Genomic DNA, 14563 nt, shown 5'->3' on the forward strand with positions numbered 1-14563 from the left:
CCCGGCGCCAGATGGCAATCACGAACCAGACGACGCCCGCCAGGTGCGCCAGCGCCGAAAGAATCAGGAGAAAGCGCGCGGGCTGCGCCCCCGTCCGCCAGAACCACGGCTCGCCCAGGATGCGGAGCGCCAGCCCGCCCGTTATGAGATAGTAGACCGCGTAGACCGAGGGCAGGTGGTAGCGTCCCTTCGTCTCGGGATGGGCGCCCCGCTGGAGGGGGAACATCCACAAGGCGACCCCCATCACCATCATCGCGAGCCAGCCCACGAAGCCCAGGTGGGCGTGGAGGAGGAGCAGGTCGCGCGGCATCCGCGCCCCCCACAGCGCGTTCACCAGCATGAAGCCGGCGCCCGAGACGAACGTTACGATAAAGAAAAAGAGGCTGGTCTTCACATAGAGGCGAATCACCTTCGGCACCGGGCACCTCCCGTGGCGTGAAAGAGGAGATCGATCACTTGCAGGGTACACCCCCCCGCGGCGGATGGCATGAGCGGCTCCTGGCCCGGAATGAAGTGCGCAAATGGGCCCGCCTCATCGTCTGCGTCGCCTTTCACGTCATCAGCCTGGGCCTCGCCGCCGCCATCATGACCGACATCTTCGGCGCGGCGCGCCCGGGCCGCTATCTCCTCATCCCGGGCGTGCTCATCGCGCTCATCATCGGCCTCTTCTACACCGCAGACCTTCCCGGGAACCGCATCGCCGGGGCCGGGAATCTCGCCGGCGGCCTGAGCGCCGTCAATCTCTGGGTGGACATCTCCTACCGGGCCGGGGCAAGCGGCGCGCTCGCCTATCTCGCCCGCTGGGAGGTCTGGCTCGCCTACCTCCTCAACGCCGCCCTCATCCTCGCCGCCGGATGGTGGATGGAAAAGCGCCGGGCCTAGCCCGCCGCCGGCTCGGTCTTCGCCGCCGCGTGAAGCTCTTCTTGGCCGTGTGAAGCTCTTTCTGGAAAACCCGGTTTTTCAACTCATCGAGCGAGAGGGCGTGAAAGACGCGGTGGCCGTTGTCGTCGAGGGAGCGGCGCTCGTCTCGTGAAAGCCCCCGCCCCGCGAAAAGCCCGCCCCGCGAAAGGAGGGAGCCGCGCGGAGACAGGAATCCCGGGGCGAACCCGAGGCCACCACTCCTCTTTCGAGAACCCCGCACGGGTCCCGAATTATCCCTTGAGGAGCCCCGCACGACCCCCAATGCGCTCGATAATCGTTCCGCATTATGGCAGATTTCCTCCACCGGACAAAAAGCGCGAAAGAGGGGGAAGAACGGGGAGAAAAATGAGATGCGCAAGGTGTTGACGAAGTGGAAAACCGGACTTGTGAAGGTGGCGCCCGGCTGCTGGGCCTACATCCAGGGGGGCGGCCTCAACGTCTCGAACGCGGGCCTCATCGCCGGCGCTGACGCCGCCCTCGCCGTGGACGCCCTCTACGTGCGCCCGATGACCCAGGCCTTCCGCCGGGCGATCGCGAAGGCGGTGAAAAAGCCCCTCCGCCACATCGTCTGCACCCACCACCACGCCGATCACACCCTCGGCCTCGCCTGGTTCCCGAAGGAGATTCCCGTCATCGCCTCAGAGACCATGCGGGCGCACATGATCGCCTCGGGCCTCGACCTCGCCCATTTCCGCAAGGTGAATCCCGAGTTCGCGAAAGAGCTTCGCGGCCTGAAGCAGCGCTTCCCCGATACCACCTACGAGAAGGCCATGACCCTTCACCTCGGCGGGCGCGCCGTCCAGCTGCGCCACCCCGGCCACGCGCATTCGCCGGGCGACACCATCCTCTACGTGCCGGACGCGCAGGTGCTCTACACCGGAGACATCTGCTTCAACTTCGTCACCCCCGCCACGTTCAACGCCGACATCGGCGGCTGGATCCGGATCGCCCGCGATCTCCTCAAGCTCAAGATCCGCCACATCATCCCCGGCCACGGCCCGGTGACCGACCGGCGCGGCTTGGAGGAAACTTTGGGCTATCTGGAAAAAATCCGCCGCGAGGCCCGAAAGCGCTTTCAGGCCGGGATGCCTGCCCGCCGCGCCGCGAAGGAAATCCCCCTCGGCGGCTATGCCGATTGGATGAAGCCCGACCGCGTCGAGCAGGCGGTTCTGAAACTCTACAACGAGTTCAGGGGAAAGGCCGGGGAAACGATTTCGTTGGATCAAGCGAGAGGGGGGTAGGGGGGATTTTTTATCTTCGACTCCACAAAGAACCGAAGTTGTAAAATTGATAGGGGTCTAAATAATGGCCATAAAGATAAATTTTCAAAGAATCTAAAATGTTCTTGGTGATTAGAATAATAAATTCTACCGGGTAAACAAGTTCCCATGTTGTAGGTCCACCAATTACTGTATGCATATGGTAATGAGGATTTGGATTGCCAAAAACAGGGATGCTTTGCCCTGGTTCTCTGAATTCGTGAACTATGTGGTTGCGATACAGGTAGAAGAGATTTGATTGAGAATTATTTAAGATACATTTTTCCTCTTGAGTAGTTGTAGCGCTTGAAACAATTCCGGTTAGCCAGGGGTCAACAACATCTATTCCATAAATTCTTCCAGATGACCAGCTGCCAATTCTTCTAGCAACCTCGCTTTCAAGGCTACCTCCTAAGGTGGCGGGTTCGTTTCTTAGGTTAAGAAGTAATTGGGGGAGACAAATCCTTGTAGCATTTTTCCATTGCCCACAGGTTTCAATGATTTTAGTGAAACGATACCGGTTATTTCTATTTGGAAATCTAGGAATAGATAATGTGTCAATAATGGTGACAATTAAGATTTTTTTGTAAAGAGGATCAATGCCGAGGGAAGAGATTTCGTCGATTTTTTCTTTGAAAAAATCACAGTAGTTATCTATTTGAGCGTAAGACATAGTAGTTGAAATCCATCAGTTTTATGGTCGAAGAATTAAAGTTGCTTTTACTTCTCCCTCATAACACAAAACCCCTGGCTTTCCACACGAAACGCGTTGTTGAATTTCGAGCGGAAATTCTCGAGGGCGACAACGCCGGCGAGCTCGACGAGTTCTTCGTGGCTGAAGTGCTTCGCGGCGCGCGCGAATGTGGCGTCGTCGAGGTCGGCGTCGGTGCGGGTCATGCGGTCGGCGAAGGCGAGGGCGGCGCGCTCTTTCTCATCGAAGAGGGGGCTGGTCTCGTAGTCCGCGAGCGCCTCGAATTTCTCCATCGCGATGCCCTCTTTCATCCCACGGGATGAATTGATGTCAATTCAGAAGGGACATCCGTTGAAAGTGGCGACCCTTGTGCAGAGCATCGCCTTGAGGCCATCGGGGAGAAGGCCCGAGTCGTTCACGCCGTCGCTCAGGGCGGCGTAGCCGAGCATGATCGAGGGCCGGTAGCCGTAGATTTTTTGGGGGTTGAGGATGAAGCCGTAGGTTTCTTTTTGCTTCTCGAAAAACTCCTGCACTTCAATTTCGTTGCCGTCGTCGGGGAGTTCGGGGATGCGGGGCATTTCGGTCTCCTTTTTCTAGAGCCAGCTGTCTAGAGCCAGCGGCGGACCCGCCGGGCGTATTCCAGGTAGAGATCGCCGAACTGCGCTTCCAGCTCTTTTTCCTCGCGGGGGACCTGATAGAGGTTCAGCGCGAGGGCGAAGCCGATCGGCGCGGTGAAGGCGGGGAGGGAGCCCAGCGCGAGGGCGCCCCCCATGAGCAAAAGAACCATCCCAAGATACATCGGGTTGCGGCTGAAGCGGTAGAGGCCTCGCTCGACGATGCAGGCGGGGGTCTTCTCGGGCTTGAGCGGGGTGCCCGCGCGGGTGAACTGGATCGCGGCGATGATGAGGAGGGCGAGGCCCGCCGCGATGAAGAGCGCGGCGGCGATCAGCAGCCCGGGCGGGGCGAAGGTCCAGCCCCTGAGGCGGAGGTGAAAGAGAATGCCGAGGAGAAGAAAAAAGAGCGCCTGAAGGGGCGGGCGGTTTCTAATCGTTTCCTTCATCGGCCCCCCGCCCCCGCGCCACGAGGTCCACCCCGTCGGTCGAGATGATCTCGCAGGGGAGGATATCGCCGGGCGCGGCTTCCGTTTCATCGAGAAAGACCTCCCCGTCCACCTCGGGGGCCTGGTGGCGCGTCCTCCCGTGGAGCAGGCCCTCCGCCGTCACCCCGAGGGTGAGTACGTCCAGCGTTCTGCCGATGAGGGCTTCGCTTTCTTCTTTCTGAATCTCTGTCTGCACCGCCTGAAGCGCGCGGAGCCGCCCGCGGCGCACCGCGATCGGCACCTGATCGGGCAGCCGCGCCGCGATGGAGCCCTCCTCCGGGGAGAAGACGAAGCCGCCCAGTCTCGCGAAGCGCACCTCGCGCACGAAATCGAGGAGGAGCTCGAAGTCTTCATCCGTTTCGCCGGGGAAGCCGACGAGCATGGTGGTGCGAAGGGCCACGCCGGGGATTTCTTTTTTGATGCGCGCGATGAGATCGCGGGTTTCTTTCTCGTCAATTCCGCGGCGCATGGCGGCGAGGACGTTCGTCGAAATGTGCTGGAGGGGCATGTCCACGTACTCGCAGACCTTCGGCAGCTCGCGGAAGGCGTCGAGAAGCTCGTCCGTCACCCCGCGCGGGTAGTTGTAGAGGACACGGATCCAGGAGAGGTCTTCCACATCGTTCAGCCGCCCGAGCAGCCCCGCGAGGGAGAAGCCCATCCCCCGGTCGGTGCCGTAGCTGGTGATCTCCTGGGCGAGGAGGTTGACCTCCTTCACTCCCGCCGCGGCGAGCGCCTCGGCTTCCTCGATGACGATATCGACGGGCCGGGAGCGGAACCTTCCCCGGAACCTCGGGATGACGCAGAAGGTGCAGGGCCGGGAGCAGCCCTCGGCGACTTTGAGGTAGGCCGAGGGGCCCGGCTCCGCGAGCAGGCGGGGGAGCCTTCTGCCGTAGTCCATGAGGGTGTCGGAGAAAGCCTCCCGCGCGGGGAGGGCGCCCTCCGCGCGTGCGGCGAGAAGCTCGGGCAGGCGGTCGTATTCTCTTGTGCCGATGAAGAGGTCCACCTCGGGGAGGCCCTGGGCGAGCTCGCCGCGGTAGCGCTCCGCGAGGCAGCCCGCGACGACGAGGGTCTGGAGATTGCCGCTCTCCTTGAGCTGGGCGATCTCCAGAATGGTGTCAATGGATTCGCGCTTGGCGTCCTCGATGAAGCCGCAGGTGTTGACGATGGCGACCTGGGCTTCCCCGGCGTCCCCCGTGAGGCGGTAGCCGGCGTCCGCGAGGGCGGCGAGCATGATCTCGCTGTCCACGGTGTTCTTGGCGCAGCCGAGGGAGATGAGGGCAGCGGCGGGAGCATCCGCGGGAAGCGCGGGCGCCGCGCGGCGGATGATCTCGCTCTTGTCCTGAATCTGGAGAAGATCGCTCACGGCGCCTCCCCCAGGGGAGCCGAGGCGCGGGGGTCGAGGTGCCATTCTTCCTTCGGCCGGTTGAAGTAGCGAAGCGCCACGCCCGGAAGCTCCTCGCGGAGGATTTCCATGAGACGGACGATGCCCATGGCCTCTCCCTTGTCCTCGGCATCGCCGAGGGTGTGGAGGTAGAGCGCCGGGTCGATGCAGAGGTTTTTCATCTGGAGGACGTGGAGGCCGGTTCTTTCGCAGAAAGCGAGCAGGGCCTCGGCCTCGGCCTCCCGGTCCGTCACGCCGGGGAAGACGAGATAGTTGAGCTGGGTGTAGAGGCCCGCGTCCACTGCGGCGCGGGCGCACGCCTCGACCTCGGCCAGGCCGTAGTCCTCGGGCCGGTAGTAGGCCCGGTGCCATTCGGGGAGCGCGCTGTTCGTGCTGATGCGGATGCTCTCGAGGCCCGCCGCCGCGAGCTTCGGAATGGTCTCGGGCAGGCTCCCGTTCGTGTTGAGGTGGAGGGTGCCGCGCCCTGTTTTCTCGCGAATCAGCCGGCAGGCGCGCTCGATGACGCCCGCCTGAAGGAGGGGCTCGCCCTCGCAGCCCTGGCCGAAGCTGGCGAGGGCCTTTTCGGCGCCCTCGAGGTGGGGCGCCGCGATCTGGGCGATCTCCTCGGGGGAGGGGGCGAAGGGAATCCGCGGGTGGCTGGCCGGGAAAAGGCCGTCCGGCTGGAGGGAGATGCAGCCCCGGCAGTCGGCGTTGCAGAGTGGGGCGATGGGGATGCCCATCTCCCATCTTTCCTGGAAAAAGTTTTTTGCCGCGAAGCAATGCGACTCGGTGGCGCAGTACTCAAGATGGGGGACAAGCCTGTTTTTGGGGTGCCTTCCCTTCATCTCGGCGATGCGCTCCGGGAGCCCCCGGTCGTCGAACTGCTCGGGGCGCCATCTGGGCAGATCGTCCACCTCGACGGCGGCGCATACGAATTTTCCGCTGTCCGGATCGAAGCCGAGCGCGGTATACGCCCAGAGAGGAAGGGGGGGCGCGGTCTCGTTCCTTTCCGCGAAGGGGAGGAGCGTGCGGGTATAGCCGGGAGCCGGAAAGACGCAGGCCGCCTGCAGGGGAATGGCGCCCTGGCCCCAGTCGGCTTCCTCGACGGTGATGAGCTCGTCCGCCTCCGGGTCGCCGCCCACGGGAAAGCTGTCGGGGATGGTGAAGAACTTGCTCCCCTCGGGAAGGGGGGAGAGCTCTTCGGGGCCGGGGGCGACGACTTCTGACCCGAGGGCGCCCACCATTTCCAGGTCCGGGTGCTCGAAAATGTTGCCTTCCGGATCGGCGGCCACCATCAAGGGGGGCATGGGATGTGTCCTCGGCCGCTAGCGGGGAGCGATGTAGCCGCGGTAGCGCGGCGTGTTGTGGGCCTGGCGAAGCAGCACGAAGGTGTTGCGCACTTTGTCGAGATGGCGCTGGATGTCCAACCCCTGTTGCGCGGGGATGCGCTTCTCCTCGAGCTGGCGGCCGGCGACGGCGAGGCCATCCTGCGCGTCCCGGAGGATGCGCTTTTCATCCGGCTCCAGCGGTACCCCGCGCTCGCGGATGTAGGTGGTGAGTTCCGCCATGTGCCCGGACAATTCGCGGTGCTCGCGGAGGAGCTGATGGCGGTTACGGTCGAGAAGGAGCCGGCCGACCAGATTTTCGCTCAACTGGCCCGCCCCCCGGCCGATGGCGCCGATGCCCTGGGCGCCCTTTTCGACCGCCCGGGCGGGAAGCGTCACGGTTTCCTCCGCCGCCTGGCGGGAGGAAGTGGAACAGCCGGCCAGGGCGAGGGCGAATCCGGCGGAAAGGAAGGCCCGCTGGATGACTGAGGGCGGAAACATGGGGGGTCTCCCGGAAAATCTGCTGCCCCTAGGGGCGGCAGATCTCACACAAATTCAAAAATGTAGGTCAAAATGTAGGGAAGCAGCTCCTCTCCCTGTACCCTATCAAATCCGCAACAGCCCGGCCAGCAGACGCGGCTCCTTCCCGGCCGTCTCTGGACTCTTGCGCCCTGAAACGTATACTTCATTCCTTCTCTCTTTCACAGCCGCAGGTCTGGAAATGGGAAAGCAAGGCGAGGTTTTCTGCCGCGATACACAAAGTTAAGGAGTGAGGCATTGACCCCTGATGTTTACCTCTCGCGCGTTTCCCTGGTGCGCTCGGAAACCGCGCGTCTCTTGAAAATCTGGCGGGGATTCGGCGAGGACGATTGGAAGACGCCCAGCTTTTGCCCCGGCTGGGATGCCGCGAATGTGGTGAGCCATGTGACGACGGGCGCTTCTTTTTATGCGAATTCGGTCAACCGCGCCCTCGATGGTCTGCCGCCCGAGCCGCTCTACGGGAAGGACGCCAAGGAGTTCCACGCCCTCCGCAGGCAAAAGGGCGAGGAACTGATGGCCCTGCCGCGCGGTGAGATGATGGACGCCTTTGATTCCTCGGCGGCGGAAGTACAGAAAGCCCTGGAGCGGATTCAGGCCGGGGACCTCGAAAAGCTGGGCTACCACCCCCGCGGCCTCGTCCGGCTGGACGCCTGGATCGGGCTGCGGCTGGTGGAGATGGTCGTTCACGACTGGGACATCCGCCGGGGGCGGGATTCAAGCGCCCGCGTCGAGACGCAGGGGGTCGAGGGGATGCTCGCCTTCATTCCTGCGAACCAGGCCCGTTTTTTCGGCTGGCGGGAGAAGCCTCCCTTCGAGGGGCGGTTCCTTTTCCGCTCGAAGTCGCCGGAGGCCGCCTGGTCGCTGCGTGTCTCCGGGGAGAAGGCGGAGGAGTCTCCCGATACCGCGGGTGCTTTCGACGCCGAGATCGGGGCGGACGGCGAGGCCCATTTGCTGCTGATCTTCGGGCGCGCCGAGCGCGAGGCGATGAAGAAGGCGGACAGGCTTCAAGTCAGCGGAAACGTTGACCTCGCCATGAAGCTTCTGGATGTGCTCTACACGAAATATTGAGTTGCGTAGGATGGGGGCAGGCTTTCGGAAAAGGAGCGGGCGATGCTCATCGCAAAAGTAGACGGCTATCACTTTCATCCCGGCCAGAAGGAGCGCATCCTCGCGCAAAGGCAGGGCGATTCCTCGAAGACCCCCTGGACGCCGCTCAAGAAGCCGCTCTCTGAGTGCAAGGTGACGCTGATCTCGACGGCGGGTATTTTCGTGAAGGACGATGTCTCCTTCGACTATGCGCGCGAGCGCCGCGAGCCCACCTGGGGCGATCCCACCCACCGGGAGATTCCCCGGACGGCGGGGCAGGACGATGTCGAGTACAGCCACATCCACATCGATACCAGCTATCTGGCGAAGGACCGCAACGTCGCCTGGCCGGTGGACATTTTTCTCGACTACGAAAAAGAGGGCGTCATCGGAAGCCTCGCCGATACCCTTTACTCGATCATGGGCTATATCCCGAACTTCAATCCGCTCATCAAGCAGACGGCCCCGCTCATGGCCGAGAAGATGAAGGCGGAAGGGGTGGACGCCGCCTTCATCGTTCCCGTCTGACCGCTCTGCATGCGGTCCGGCGGACTGCTTCAGCGCGAGATCGAAAGGGCGGGCATCTCGACCGTCTCCATCAGCAACAATCCCGATCAGACCGAGCGCCTGTGCGCCCCCCGGGCGGCGTTCATCCAGTATCCCTTCGGCAGGCTCCTCGGGGATGTGGGCGATCGCGCGGGCCAGCGGGCGGTGTGCGATGATTTGATGGAGTTGCTCCAGACGGCGGAGGGCCCGAACACCTACCGCCACCTTCCCTACGCGTGGCACCAATCGCCCGAGGAGACGAAGTGGCATCCCGCCGTGCCCTCGCCCATCGTGGCCGAGCGCCAGCGAATGGAAGCCGAGGGCAAGAACCCGGCGCAAGAATTCCAGAAGCTGTTGCGGGATGAGGACCGCGAGCTGTAGGTCTTAGTCCGAGTACAAGGTGTAGTGCGGTTTTTCGGCCTTCAGCTTGAACTTCTGCCGGCCGATGTCGTGAATCTCCCCTTCGATCTCATCGCCCGACTTGAGGTACTTCCCCCAGACGGCGGCGTTCCCGGCCGGGGAGCCTGTCGCGATGACATCGCCCGGCTGCAGCGTGGCGATGGTGGAGAGGTAGGCGATCTGCTCGTCGATCTTCCAGACCATGTCCCCGGTCGTAGCGTCCTGCCGCAGCTCTCCGTTCACCCAGAGCTTGAGACGAAGGTTGTGGGGGTCCACGTCTTTTCCGGGCAGGAGAATGTAGGGGCCCATCGGGGCGAATCCGTCCGGCGCCTTCATGGCGAACCAGTCGATGAACTTCCCGCCGCCCATCGTGCTCCGGTCGCTCATGTCGTTGAAAAGGGTGTAGCCCCCGACGTGCTCCATTGCCTTTTCCTTCGGGATGTGGCGCCCGCCCCGCCCGATGATCACCCCGAGCTCAAGCTCGTAGTCCATCTTTTTCATCGAGGCCGGGTAGCGGACGGTGTCGTAGGGCCCGCCCACGCAGGTCGGGGGCTTGAGAAAGCAGTAAAGCGGAAGCTCTTCCTTGAAATCCTGCAGCTTGGTGAGGGACATTTCGGCGGCGTGCTCGGTGTAGTTGCGCGCCATGCAGAAGAGGGTGCGCGGCAAAACGGGCGGAAGGATCTGCACACCCTCCGGCGCGTAGGTGACCGGCAACCCGTCGAAGAGCATGGGCTGGCGGCGTCGCTTGTGGCGCTCGAGGGCGGCGAGGGCTTCCTCGGCCACCAACCGTCCGCTGGCCAGATCGGCCAGGAAGGCTTCGCAGGTCGGCGGCACTTCCTCGGAGGCGCGCTCGATGGCTTCCATCGGCGGAAGATCGACGAACGTGAGGGCATAGGCGAGCTCGAGATCGGCGATTTGTCCTCCGAAAACGAGCCCGACCCGGGGGGTGCCGCCCGCGCTGAAGGTACAGATGCGCATGAGGATCCTCTCCGCGAATGAGGGAGACGAATGCGGATGGTGAATCCGGAGATGATACTACGTTTTGCGGAGGGAGGAACCCGCCTCCGGCGGCGGATCGGAATTATAGTGCCATGAAGGCCAACGAGCACGGTTTAGAACGCAAGAGCATTTGTCCGGGGTTTTCGGTGCGGCCAGAAAGCCCCCTGTTCCCGGGGGGGGAGGGCATGCATGTGTCCAGACAGTTTCAAATACATATCGCTCTGGCCCATACAGCAATGAATGCCCGCGAAGGCCGGTCATCATTCCCATGAAAACGCGGTTTTTCTCTCTCCGCGCAGGCGGGCGCTCTCGGGGGCCGGCCCGGAGTCTTCATCGGAGGCCCCTGTTGTGGAGTCGACAATCCGCGCTTTCCGGCACAGGCCGCTGTAGCGCCCTCCCGTCGCGAAGCACCGATAGATTTCGCCCGAGACGACATTGATCCGCCAGACGTTGGCGACCGAGCGCCCGGGCGTTGCGGCAATCTGGTAGCGCGGGCCGGGGGGCGCCGGCTGGGATTGTCCCATGCCCGTGATCAGGAAAGCACCGGCGAAAATAGCGGATGAAATCACAATCGCTTGGGGATAGCTCATGGGGAGGTGTCTCCTCTGGGTGGTGTGCGGCCCGGGTGAAACAGGGCACTGCCGGATGCGCGGTTCGCAGAAAGACGCTTACCCTATAAAACAACGACATCCGCGTGTTTTATTCCAGGCAGAGAGTGCCCAAAGAGAGCGGGAAGGGCGGGGGCGAGGCGGGATCAGGCGATGCCCTCCTCCTTCAGGCGCGCGATGTCCTCCGGCCCGAAGCCGAGGACATCGCGGTAAATCTCATCGTTGTGCTGCCCGACGGTCGGCGCGGGAGATTCGTAGGCGCCCGGCGATTTGCTGAAGCGGATGGGGAAGCCTTGGGCGAGGGCGCCCGGCACTTTTCCGGCCGTGGGATGGAGCAGGTCGGTCAGCATGCCCCGCTCCCGGAGGTGGGGCCAGTTTTTGATGTCCTCGATGGTGCGGACCGGGCTGCAGATGACGCCCTCCGCCTGCAGGAGCCGGATGGCCTCCTCGACGCTCCGCTCCCGCGTCCAGCCTGTGATGATGCCGTCGATTTCTTCGTTGTGGGGGAGCCGGTCTTCGATGTTGGCGTACTCTTTTTTTTCGATGAGATCCGGCCGGCCGATGGTCCGCGCGAGTATGTGCCAATGGGCGTTGGTGCCGGTCGCGATGACGAGCCACCCGTCCCTGGCCGGATAGGCGTTGAACGGGGAGATGCGCATGATGCGGTTGCCCATCCGGGGCGGGAGTCCCATCTCTTCGTAGCAATCGAGCGGCTCGTCGAAAATGAGGGAGAACAGGCAGTCGGTCATCGAGATGTCCACGTGCTGCCCCTCGCCGGTGCGCTCGCGGTGGTAGAGCGCGGTCATGATCCCGCTGAAGGCGAAGACGCCGCCGATGGAATCGGCCAGGGCGGAGCCCGCCTTGACGGGCGGGCCGCCGGGAAAGCCGGTGAGGTTCATCAGCCCCGAGGCGGCCTGGGTGATCGTGTCGTAGCCCTTGAGGTGGGCGTCCGGGCCCGTCTGCCCGTAGACCGTCACCGAGCAGTAGATGACATTCGGGCATCTCGCCCGCACGGCGGCGTAGTCGATTCCGAGCCGCTCCGTGACGCCGACGGAGAAGTTTTCCACGAGGATGTCCGATTTTTCGGCGAGCGAGAAGAGAATCTCGCGGCCTTTCTCCTCCTTGAGATTCAGCGTGATGGCTTTTTTGTTGCGGGCGCGCTTGAGATAGAAAACGCTGAGGTCCTCTTCCGTCTGCCGGCGGAGGGAGACGCCCTTCGGGCCCGCGAAGGGAGGCGTCCGCGTCACCGGGTCGCCCGCGGGGTTGTCTACCCGGATCACCTCGGCGCCGAGCCCGCCGAGAAAGAGCGTGGCCTGCGGGCCGGAGAGATACTGGGTCAGATCGAGAACGCGGAGCCCTTCGAGCGGTTTCGTCATGTTGCCTTCCTATCCTTATTTCCCCAAGAGAATTTTCTTCACCTGCGGCGCGGCGGCCTGGGCGCGCGCTCCGATCTCCGCGTCCGAGATCGTGCTCAGGGGATGGGGGATGACGGCGGGGTCGATGCCCTCCATGCCGAGGGCCGCCCGCTGCACGTGGGCCTCGTGGAGAAACGTCTCGGTCACGATGACGGCTGCCGGAATTCCCTTTTCCTCCAGGGCGATCGCGTCGTGCATACAGCACGAGGTGCACGATCCTCAGTCGCCGATGGCGGTGAGGACCGCCTCGCACTCCTCCGCGATCTGATCGAGCAGCTCGGGCGCCGCGTTCTTCGAGAAGCTCTCTTTCTTGTAGTAGCGGACCTCGGCGAAGGGCCCCTCCGCTTCGAGAAGCGCCACCGTCTTTTCGAGCAGCCGCCTGCCGTTCCACTTCGTGTTGTCGAGCACCCCGAGGCGCAGCCCCTTGAGGGCCGGCGCGCGCGGGGAGAGGGGCCGGGGCTCGGCCTCGACCACACCGCGCGGGTCGTAAATGATCTGGCTCATCTGGCTCTCCCTATAAATGGCAGGTTCCATCCACACACACCGGGCCTTCGACCGGGGCTTTTCCGTCGATCTCCCGCAGGACGGGCCGGGTCATGTGCCCCCATCCGGGGATGAAGGCCGAAAAGCGGCCGGCGTCCCCGCCGATGACGAACAGATGGATATCGGACGGCGCGGGGACGATGGGAATCCGCGCACCCTCTTCCCGCTTGTACCAGCGGGGCAGGTTCCGGTTGTAGATTTTTCCGTATCTTCCATGAAACGTGATGTCGCCGAAGGTATTCGTGGTGTTCATCCAGAGATAGCTCTTCACATCGTGGCGGGTCCAGCCCTTCGAGGAGATGGTGGCGGCGTGCTCGGGGCCGATGACGACGGTGCAGGCGCCGCTGCTGACGGCGTTGTTGTGCGCGATGGTGCTCATGGCCGAGCAGATGCTGTCGAGAATGCCCTCCGGATCGTTCGACACGTGGTTCGTCACGCTGTGGGGGGCCTCCGCCGCGATGGCGAACACCGTGCTGTCCTCGGGGGCGTAGCCCTGTTCCACGTGATAGGGCGCCCAGGGGCTGATCTCCTCGTTCTCGGCGGCGCAGTAGGTGTACTTGCCCGGATGGCCGAAAGTGCTCTTATCGAGTTCGCCCGGCCAGCCGCCCCCGACGTTGAGGAGCACGAGGCGGATCGCCCGGCCGATGGTGGCGTTTGCGCGATTGCCGGGGCCGAAGGCGTTGCAGCCCGCGTTCATCCCGATCGCCTTTCGCACCGGGCCGTTCACCACGATAAGGGGCGCGGCCATGTGGGTCGTCGCCTGGACGCCGTTCAGGTTGAAGTGCGGATCGCAGAGCGCGCGCATCGCGGCGCGCACGACGGGGGCGTACCCGGCCAGACAGCCCGCCATCACCATGTTGATGGCCAGCACCTCGCGGGTGAGGTTTCCCCACCGGGGGGGGACGCGGCACTCGATGAGATCGGGCGCACCGCCCAGGGCGGCCACCATCGCCGCGATCTTCTCCGGGGTGGGCGGCACGACCGGCAGGCCGTCCGAGTAGCCCTTTTCGTAGTAGAGCTCGATCAGGTCCGCATCCGCGGGGGTGGTTTCGCTTGTCGGGGCGGTCATACCGTCAATCTCCCGATGGGGCCTGCAGTCTCATGCCCGGCCATCGCTGAAGGAGTATTTTCTGGCATCATACAGGAGCTTTCCGCCGGCGGGGAGAGGGAGCAGGGATGTTTGGTATACTTCCCTAAATAACGCAGATTCCGGCAAAGGAGGAAATATGGTCACCCTGACGGCGCGGCCCGGCAACGTGGAAATCGATCTGGCCCGTACGGCCCTCATCGTGGTGGACATGCAGAACGCATACGTTTCGAAAGGGGGGATGCTCGATCTCGCCGGGATGGATGTTTCGGGCGCACAGCCCGTGATCGAGGCCCACCGGCGCATCCTCCCCGGCGTCCGGGCGGCGGGGGTGAAGGTGATCTACCTCCAGTTCGGCTACAAGGCGGACCTCTCCGATGCGGGCGGGCCAAAGTCGCCGAACTACAATCGCCACATGGCCCTGCGGATGCTCCGCGAAAACCCTGACTACGGCGATCAGCTCATCATCGAAAACACCTGGGGTTGGGAGATCGTGGACGAACTGAAGCCCGAGCGGGGGGACATCGTCGTGCCCAAGCCCCGCTTCAGCGGCTTCACGAGCACGCCGCTGGAGAGCATTCTCCGCTCGGCGGACATCCAGTACCTCATCTTCACCGGGGTGGCGACGAACATCTGCGTGGAGAGTACGGCGCGGGACGCCTAC

20 protein-coding genes are annotated in these 14563 nt (G+C 63.6%); 6 read left to right on the forward strand and 14 right to left on the reverse strand.

Annotated features, from left to right (window positions below):
• A partial coding sequence (locus tag O2807_03700; GenBank protein ID MDA0999609.1) for a hypothetical protein occupies positions 1-418 on the reverse strand: 418 nt, incomplete at its 3' end.
• 38 nt (positions 419-456) lie between these two features.
• Between O2807_03700 and O2807_03705 the strand changes: the two genes are divergently transcribed.
• Together O2807_03705 and O2807_03710 are read left to right on the forward strand one after the other, a co-directional pair.
• Positions 457-882 (forward strand): hypothetical protein, encoded by a 426-nt coding sequence (locus O2807_03705; GenBank protein ID MDA0999610.1) that lies wholly within the window; start codon positions 457-459, stop codon positions 880-882.
• Between the two features lie 389 nt (positions 883-1271).
• Positions 1272-2162, forward strand: a complete 891-nt coding sequence (locus tag O2807_03710) for an MBL fold metallo-hydrolase (GenBank protein MDA0999611.1) — start codon at positions 1272-1274, stop codon at positions 2160-2162.
• 10 nt (positions 2163-2172) lie between these two features.
• Here O2807_03710 and O2807_03715 read toward each other — a convergent pair whose 3' ends face one another.
• From O2807_03715 to O2807_03745, 7 genes are read right to left on the reverse strand one after another with little or no spacing between them, the layout of a single operon-like run.
• Positions 2173-2853 (reverse strand): hypothetical protein, encoded by a 681-nt coding sequence (locus tag O2807_03715; protein ID MDA0999612.1) that lies wholly within the window; start codon positions 2851-2853, stop codon positions 2173-2175.
• 47 nt (positions 2854-2900) lie between these two features.
• Positions 2901-3164 (reverse strand): hypothetical protein, encoded by a 264-nt coding sequence (locus tag O2807_03720; GenBank protein MDA0999613.1) that lies wholly within the window; start codon positions 3162-3164, stop codon positions 2901-2903.
• Positions 3165-3206: 42 nt separating this feature from the next.
• Positions 3207-3449, reverse strand: a complete 243-nt coding sequence (locus O2807_03725; protein ID MDA0999614.1) for a hypothetical protein — start codon at positions 3447-3449, stop codon at positions 3207-3209.
• Between the two features lie 29 nt (positions 3450-3478).
• Positions 3479-3931: an isoprenylcysteine carboxylmethyltransferase family protein gene (locus O2807_03730; GenBank protein ID MDA0999615.1), complete on the reverse strand. Its 453-nt coding sequence runs from the start codon at positions 3929-3931 to the stop codon at positions 3479-3481.
• Positions 3915-5333 carry a 30S ribosomal protein S12 methylthiotransferase RimO gene (gene rimO / locus O2807_03735; protein MDA0999616.1) on the reverse strand — a complete coding sequence of 473 codons (1419 nt, stop codon included), beginning with the start codon at positions 5331-5333 and terminating at the stop codon, positions 3915-3917. The genes O2807_03730 and rimO overlap by 17 nt, the downstream gene beginning before the upstream one ends.
• Entirely contained in the window at positions 5330-6658 is a 1329-nt protein-coding gene (locus tag O2807_03740) for a radical SAM protein (GenBank protein ID MDA0999617.1), read from the reverse strand. Before O2807_03740 ends, rimO begins: the two co-directional genes overlap by 4 nt.
• A gap of 18 nt (positions 6659-6676) precedes the next feature.
• Positions 6677-7177 carry a hypothetical protein gene (locus tag O2807_03745; protein ID MDA0999618.1) on the reverse strand — a complete coding sequence of 167 codons (501 nt, stop codon included), beginning with the start codon at positions 7175-7177 and terminating at the stop codon, positions 6677-6679.
• A 276-nt stretch (positions 7178-7453) separates the two neighbouring features.
• Between O2807_03745 and O2807_03750 the strand changes: the two genes are divergently transcribed.
• The 3 genes from O2807_03750 to O2807_03760 are packed head-to-tail and all read left to right on the forward strand — an operon-like array spanning position 7454 to position 9229.
• Positions 7454-8284, forward strand: coding sequence for a maleylpyruvate isomerase family mycothiol-dependent enzyme (locus O2807_03750; GenBank protein ID MDA0999619.1), 831 nt, complete (start codon positions 7454-7456; stop codon positions 8282-8284).
• A 42-nt stretch (positions 8285-8326) separates the two neighbouring features.
• Complete coding sequence (locus tag O2807_03755; GenBank protein MDA0999620.1) at positions 8327-8830, forward strand: glycine/sarcosine/betaine reductase selenoprotein B family protein; 504 nt, start codon at positions 8327-8329, stop codon at positions 8828-8830.
• Positions 8831-8839: 9 nt separating this feature from the next.
• Positions 8840-9229 carry a hypothetical protein gene (locus tag O2807_03760; GenBank protein ID MDA0999621.1) on the forward strand — a complete coding sequence of 130 codons (390 nt, stop codon included), beginning with the start codon at positions 8840-8842 and terminating at the stop codon, positions 9227-9229.
• A gap of 3 nt (positions 9230-9232) precedes the next feature.
• Here the strand turns inward: O2807_03760 and O2807_03765 are convergent, their stop codons facing one another.
• The 6 genes from O2807_03765 to O2807_03790 form a co-directional block, all read right to left on the reverse strand.
• Positions 9233-10225, reverse strand: a complete 993-nt coding sequence (locus O2807_03765) for a fumarylacetoacetate hydrolase family protein (GenBank protein MDA0999622.1) — start codon at positions 10223-10225, stop codon at positions 9233-9235.
• Between the two features lie 281 nt (positions 10226-10506).
• Positions 10507-10836, reverse strand: coding sequence for a hypothetical protein (locus tag O2807_03770; protein MDA0999623.1), 330 nt, complete (start codon positions 10834-10836; stop codon positions 10507-10509).
• Positions 10837-11000: 164 nt separating this feature from the next.
• Complete coding sequence (locus O2807_03775) at positions 11001-12230, reverse strand: CoA transferase (GenBank protein ID MDA0999624.1); 1230 nt, start codon at positions 12228-12230, stop codon at positions 11001-11003.
• Between the two features lie 15 nt (positions 12231-12245).
• Positions 12246-12467, reverse strand: a complete 222-nt coding sequence (locus tag O2807_03780) for a hypothetical protein (protein MDA0999625.1) — start codon at positions 12465-12467, stop codon at positions 12246-12248.
• A gap of 21 nt (positions 12468-12488) precedes the next feature.
• Positions 12489-12773: a hypothetical protein gene (locus tag O2807_03785; protein MDA0999626.1), complete on the reverse strand. Its 285-nt coding sequence runs from the start codon at positions 12771-12773 to the stop codon at positions 12489-12491.
• Between the two features lie 10 nt (positions 12774-12783).
• Positions 12784-13881: a hypothetical protein gene (locus O2807_03790; protein MDA0999627.1), complete on the reverse strand. Its 1098-nt coding sequence runs from the start codon at positions 13879-13881 to the stop codon at positions 12784-12786.
• Positions 13882-14038: 157 nt separating this feature from the next.
• Here O2807_03790 and O2807_03795 point away from each other — a divergent pair.
• Positions 14039-14563, forward strand: a 525-nt coding sequence (locus tag O2807_03795; GenBank protein MDA0999628.1) for a cysteine hydrolase, incomplete at its 3' end; no start/stop codon positions are given.

The organism is bacterium (genome assembly GCA_027622355.1).
Taxonomy (GTDB): Bacteria; UBA8248; UBA8248; order UBA8248; family UBA8248; genus JAQBZT01.

Bases quoted from the DNA above. Each gene is read 5' to 3' on its own strand.
- O2807_03715 (MDA0999612.1), bottom strand. From the start codon at position 2,853: ATGTCTTACGCTCAAATAGATAACTACTGTGATTTTTTCAAAGAAAAA.
- O2807_03790 (MDA0999627.1), bottom strand. From the start codon at position 13,881: ATGACCGCCCCGACAAGCGAAACCACCCCCGCGGATGCGGACCTGATC.
- O2807_03780 (MDA0999625.1), bottom strand. From the start codon at position 12,467: ATGCACGACGCGATCGCCCTGGAGGAAAAGGGAATTCCGGCAGCCGTC.
- O2807_03725 (MDA0999614.1), bottom strand. From the start codon at position 3,449: ATGCCCCGCATCCCCGAACTCCCCGACGACGGCAACGAAATTGAAGTG.
- O2807_03785 (MDA0999626.1), bottom strand. From the start codon at position 12,773: ATGAGCCAGATCATTTACGACCCGCGCGGTGTGGTCGAGGCCGAGCCC.
- O2807_03765 (MDA0999622.1), bottom strand. From the start codon at position 10,225: ATGCGCATCTGTACCTTCAGCGCGGGCGGCACCCCCCGGGTCGGGCTC.
- O2807_03760 (MDA0999621.1), top strand. From the start codon at position 8,840: ATGCGGTCCGGCGGACTGCTTCAGCGCGAGATCGAAAGGGCGGGCATC.
- O2807_03730 (MDA0999615.1), bottom strand. From the start codon at position 3,931: ATGAAGGAAACGATTAGAAACCGCCCGCCCCTTCAGGCGCTCTTTTTT.
- O2807_03720 (MDA0999613.1), bottom strand. From the start codon at position 3,164: ATGGAGAAATTCGAGGCGCTCGCGGACTACGAGACCAGCCCCCTCTTC.
- O2807_03775 (MDA0999624.1), bottom strand. From the start codon at position 12,230: ATGACGAAACCGCTCGAAGGGCTCCGCGTTCTCGATCTGACCCAGTAT.
- O2807_03770 (MDA0999623.1), bottom strand. From the start codon at position 10,836: ATGAGCTATCCCCAAGCGATTGTGATTTCATCCGCTATTTTCGCCGGT.
- O2807_03710 (MDA0999611.1), top strand. From the start codon at position 1,272: ATGCGCAAGGTGTTGACGAAGTGGAAAACCGGACTTGTGAAGGTGGCG.
- O2807_03755 (MDA0999620.1), top strand. From the start codon at position 8,327: ATGCTCATCGCAAAAGTAGACGGCTATCACTTTCATCCCGGCCAGAAG.
- O2807_03745 (MDA0999618.1), bottom strand. From the start codon at position 7,177: ATGTTTCCGCCCTCAGTCATCCAGCGGGCCTTCCTTTCCGCCGGATTC.
- O2807_03740 (MDA0999617.1), bottom strand. From the start codon at position 6,658: ATGCCCCCCTTGATGGTGGCCGCCGATCCGGAAGGCAACATTTTCGAG.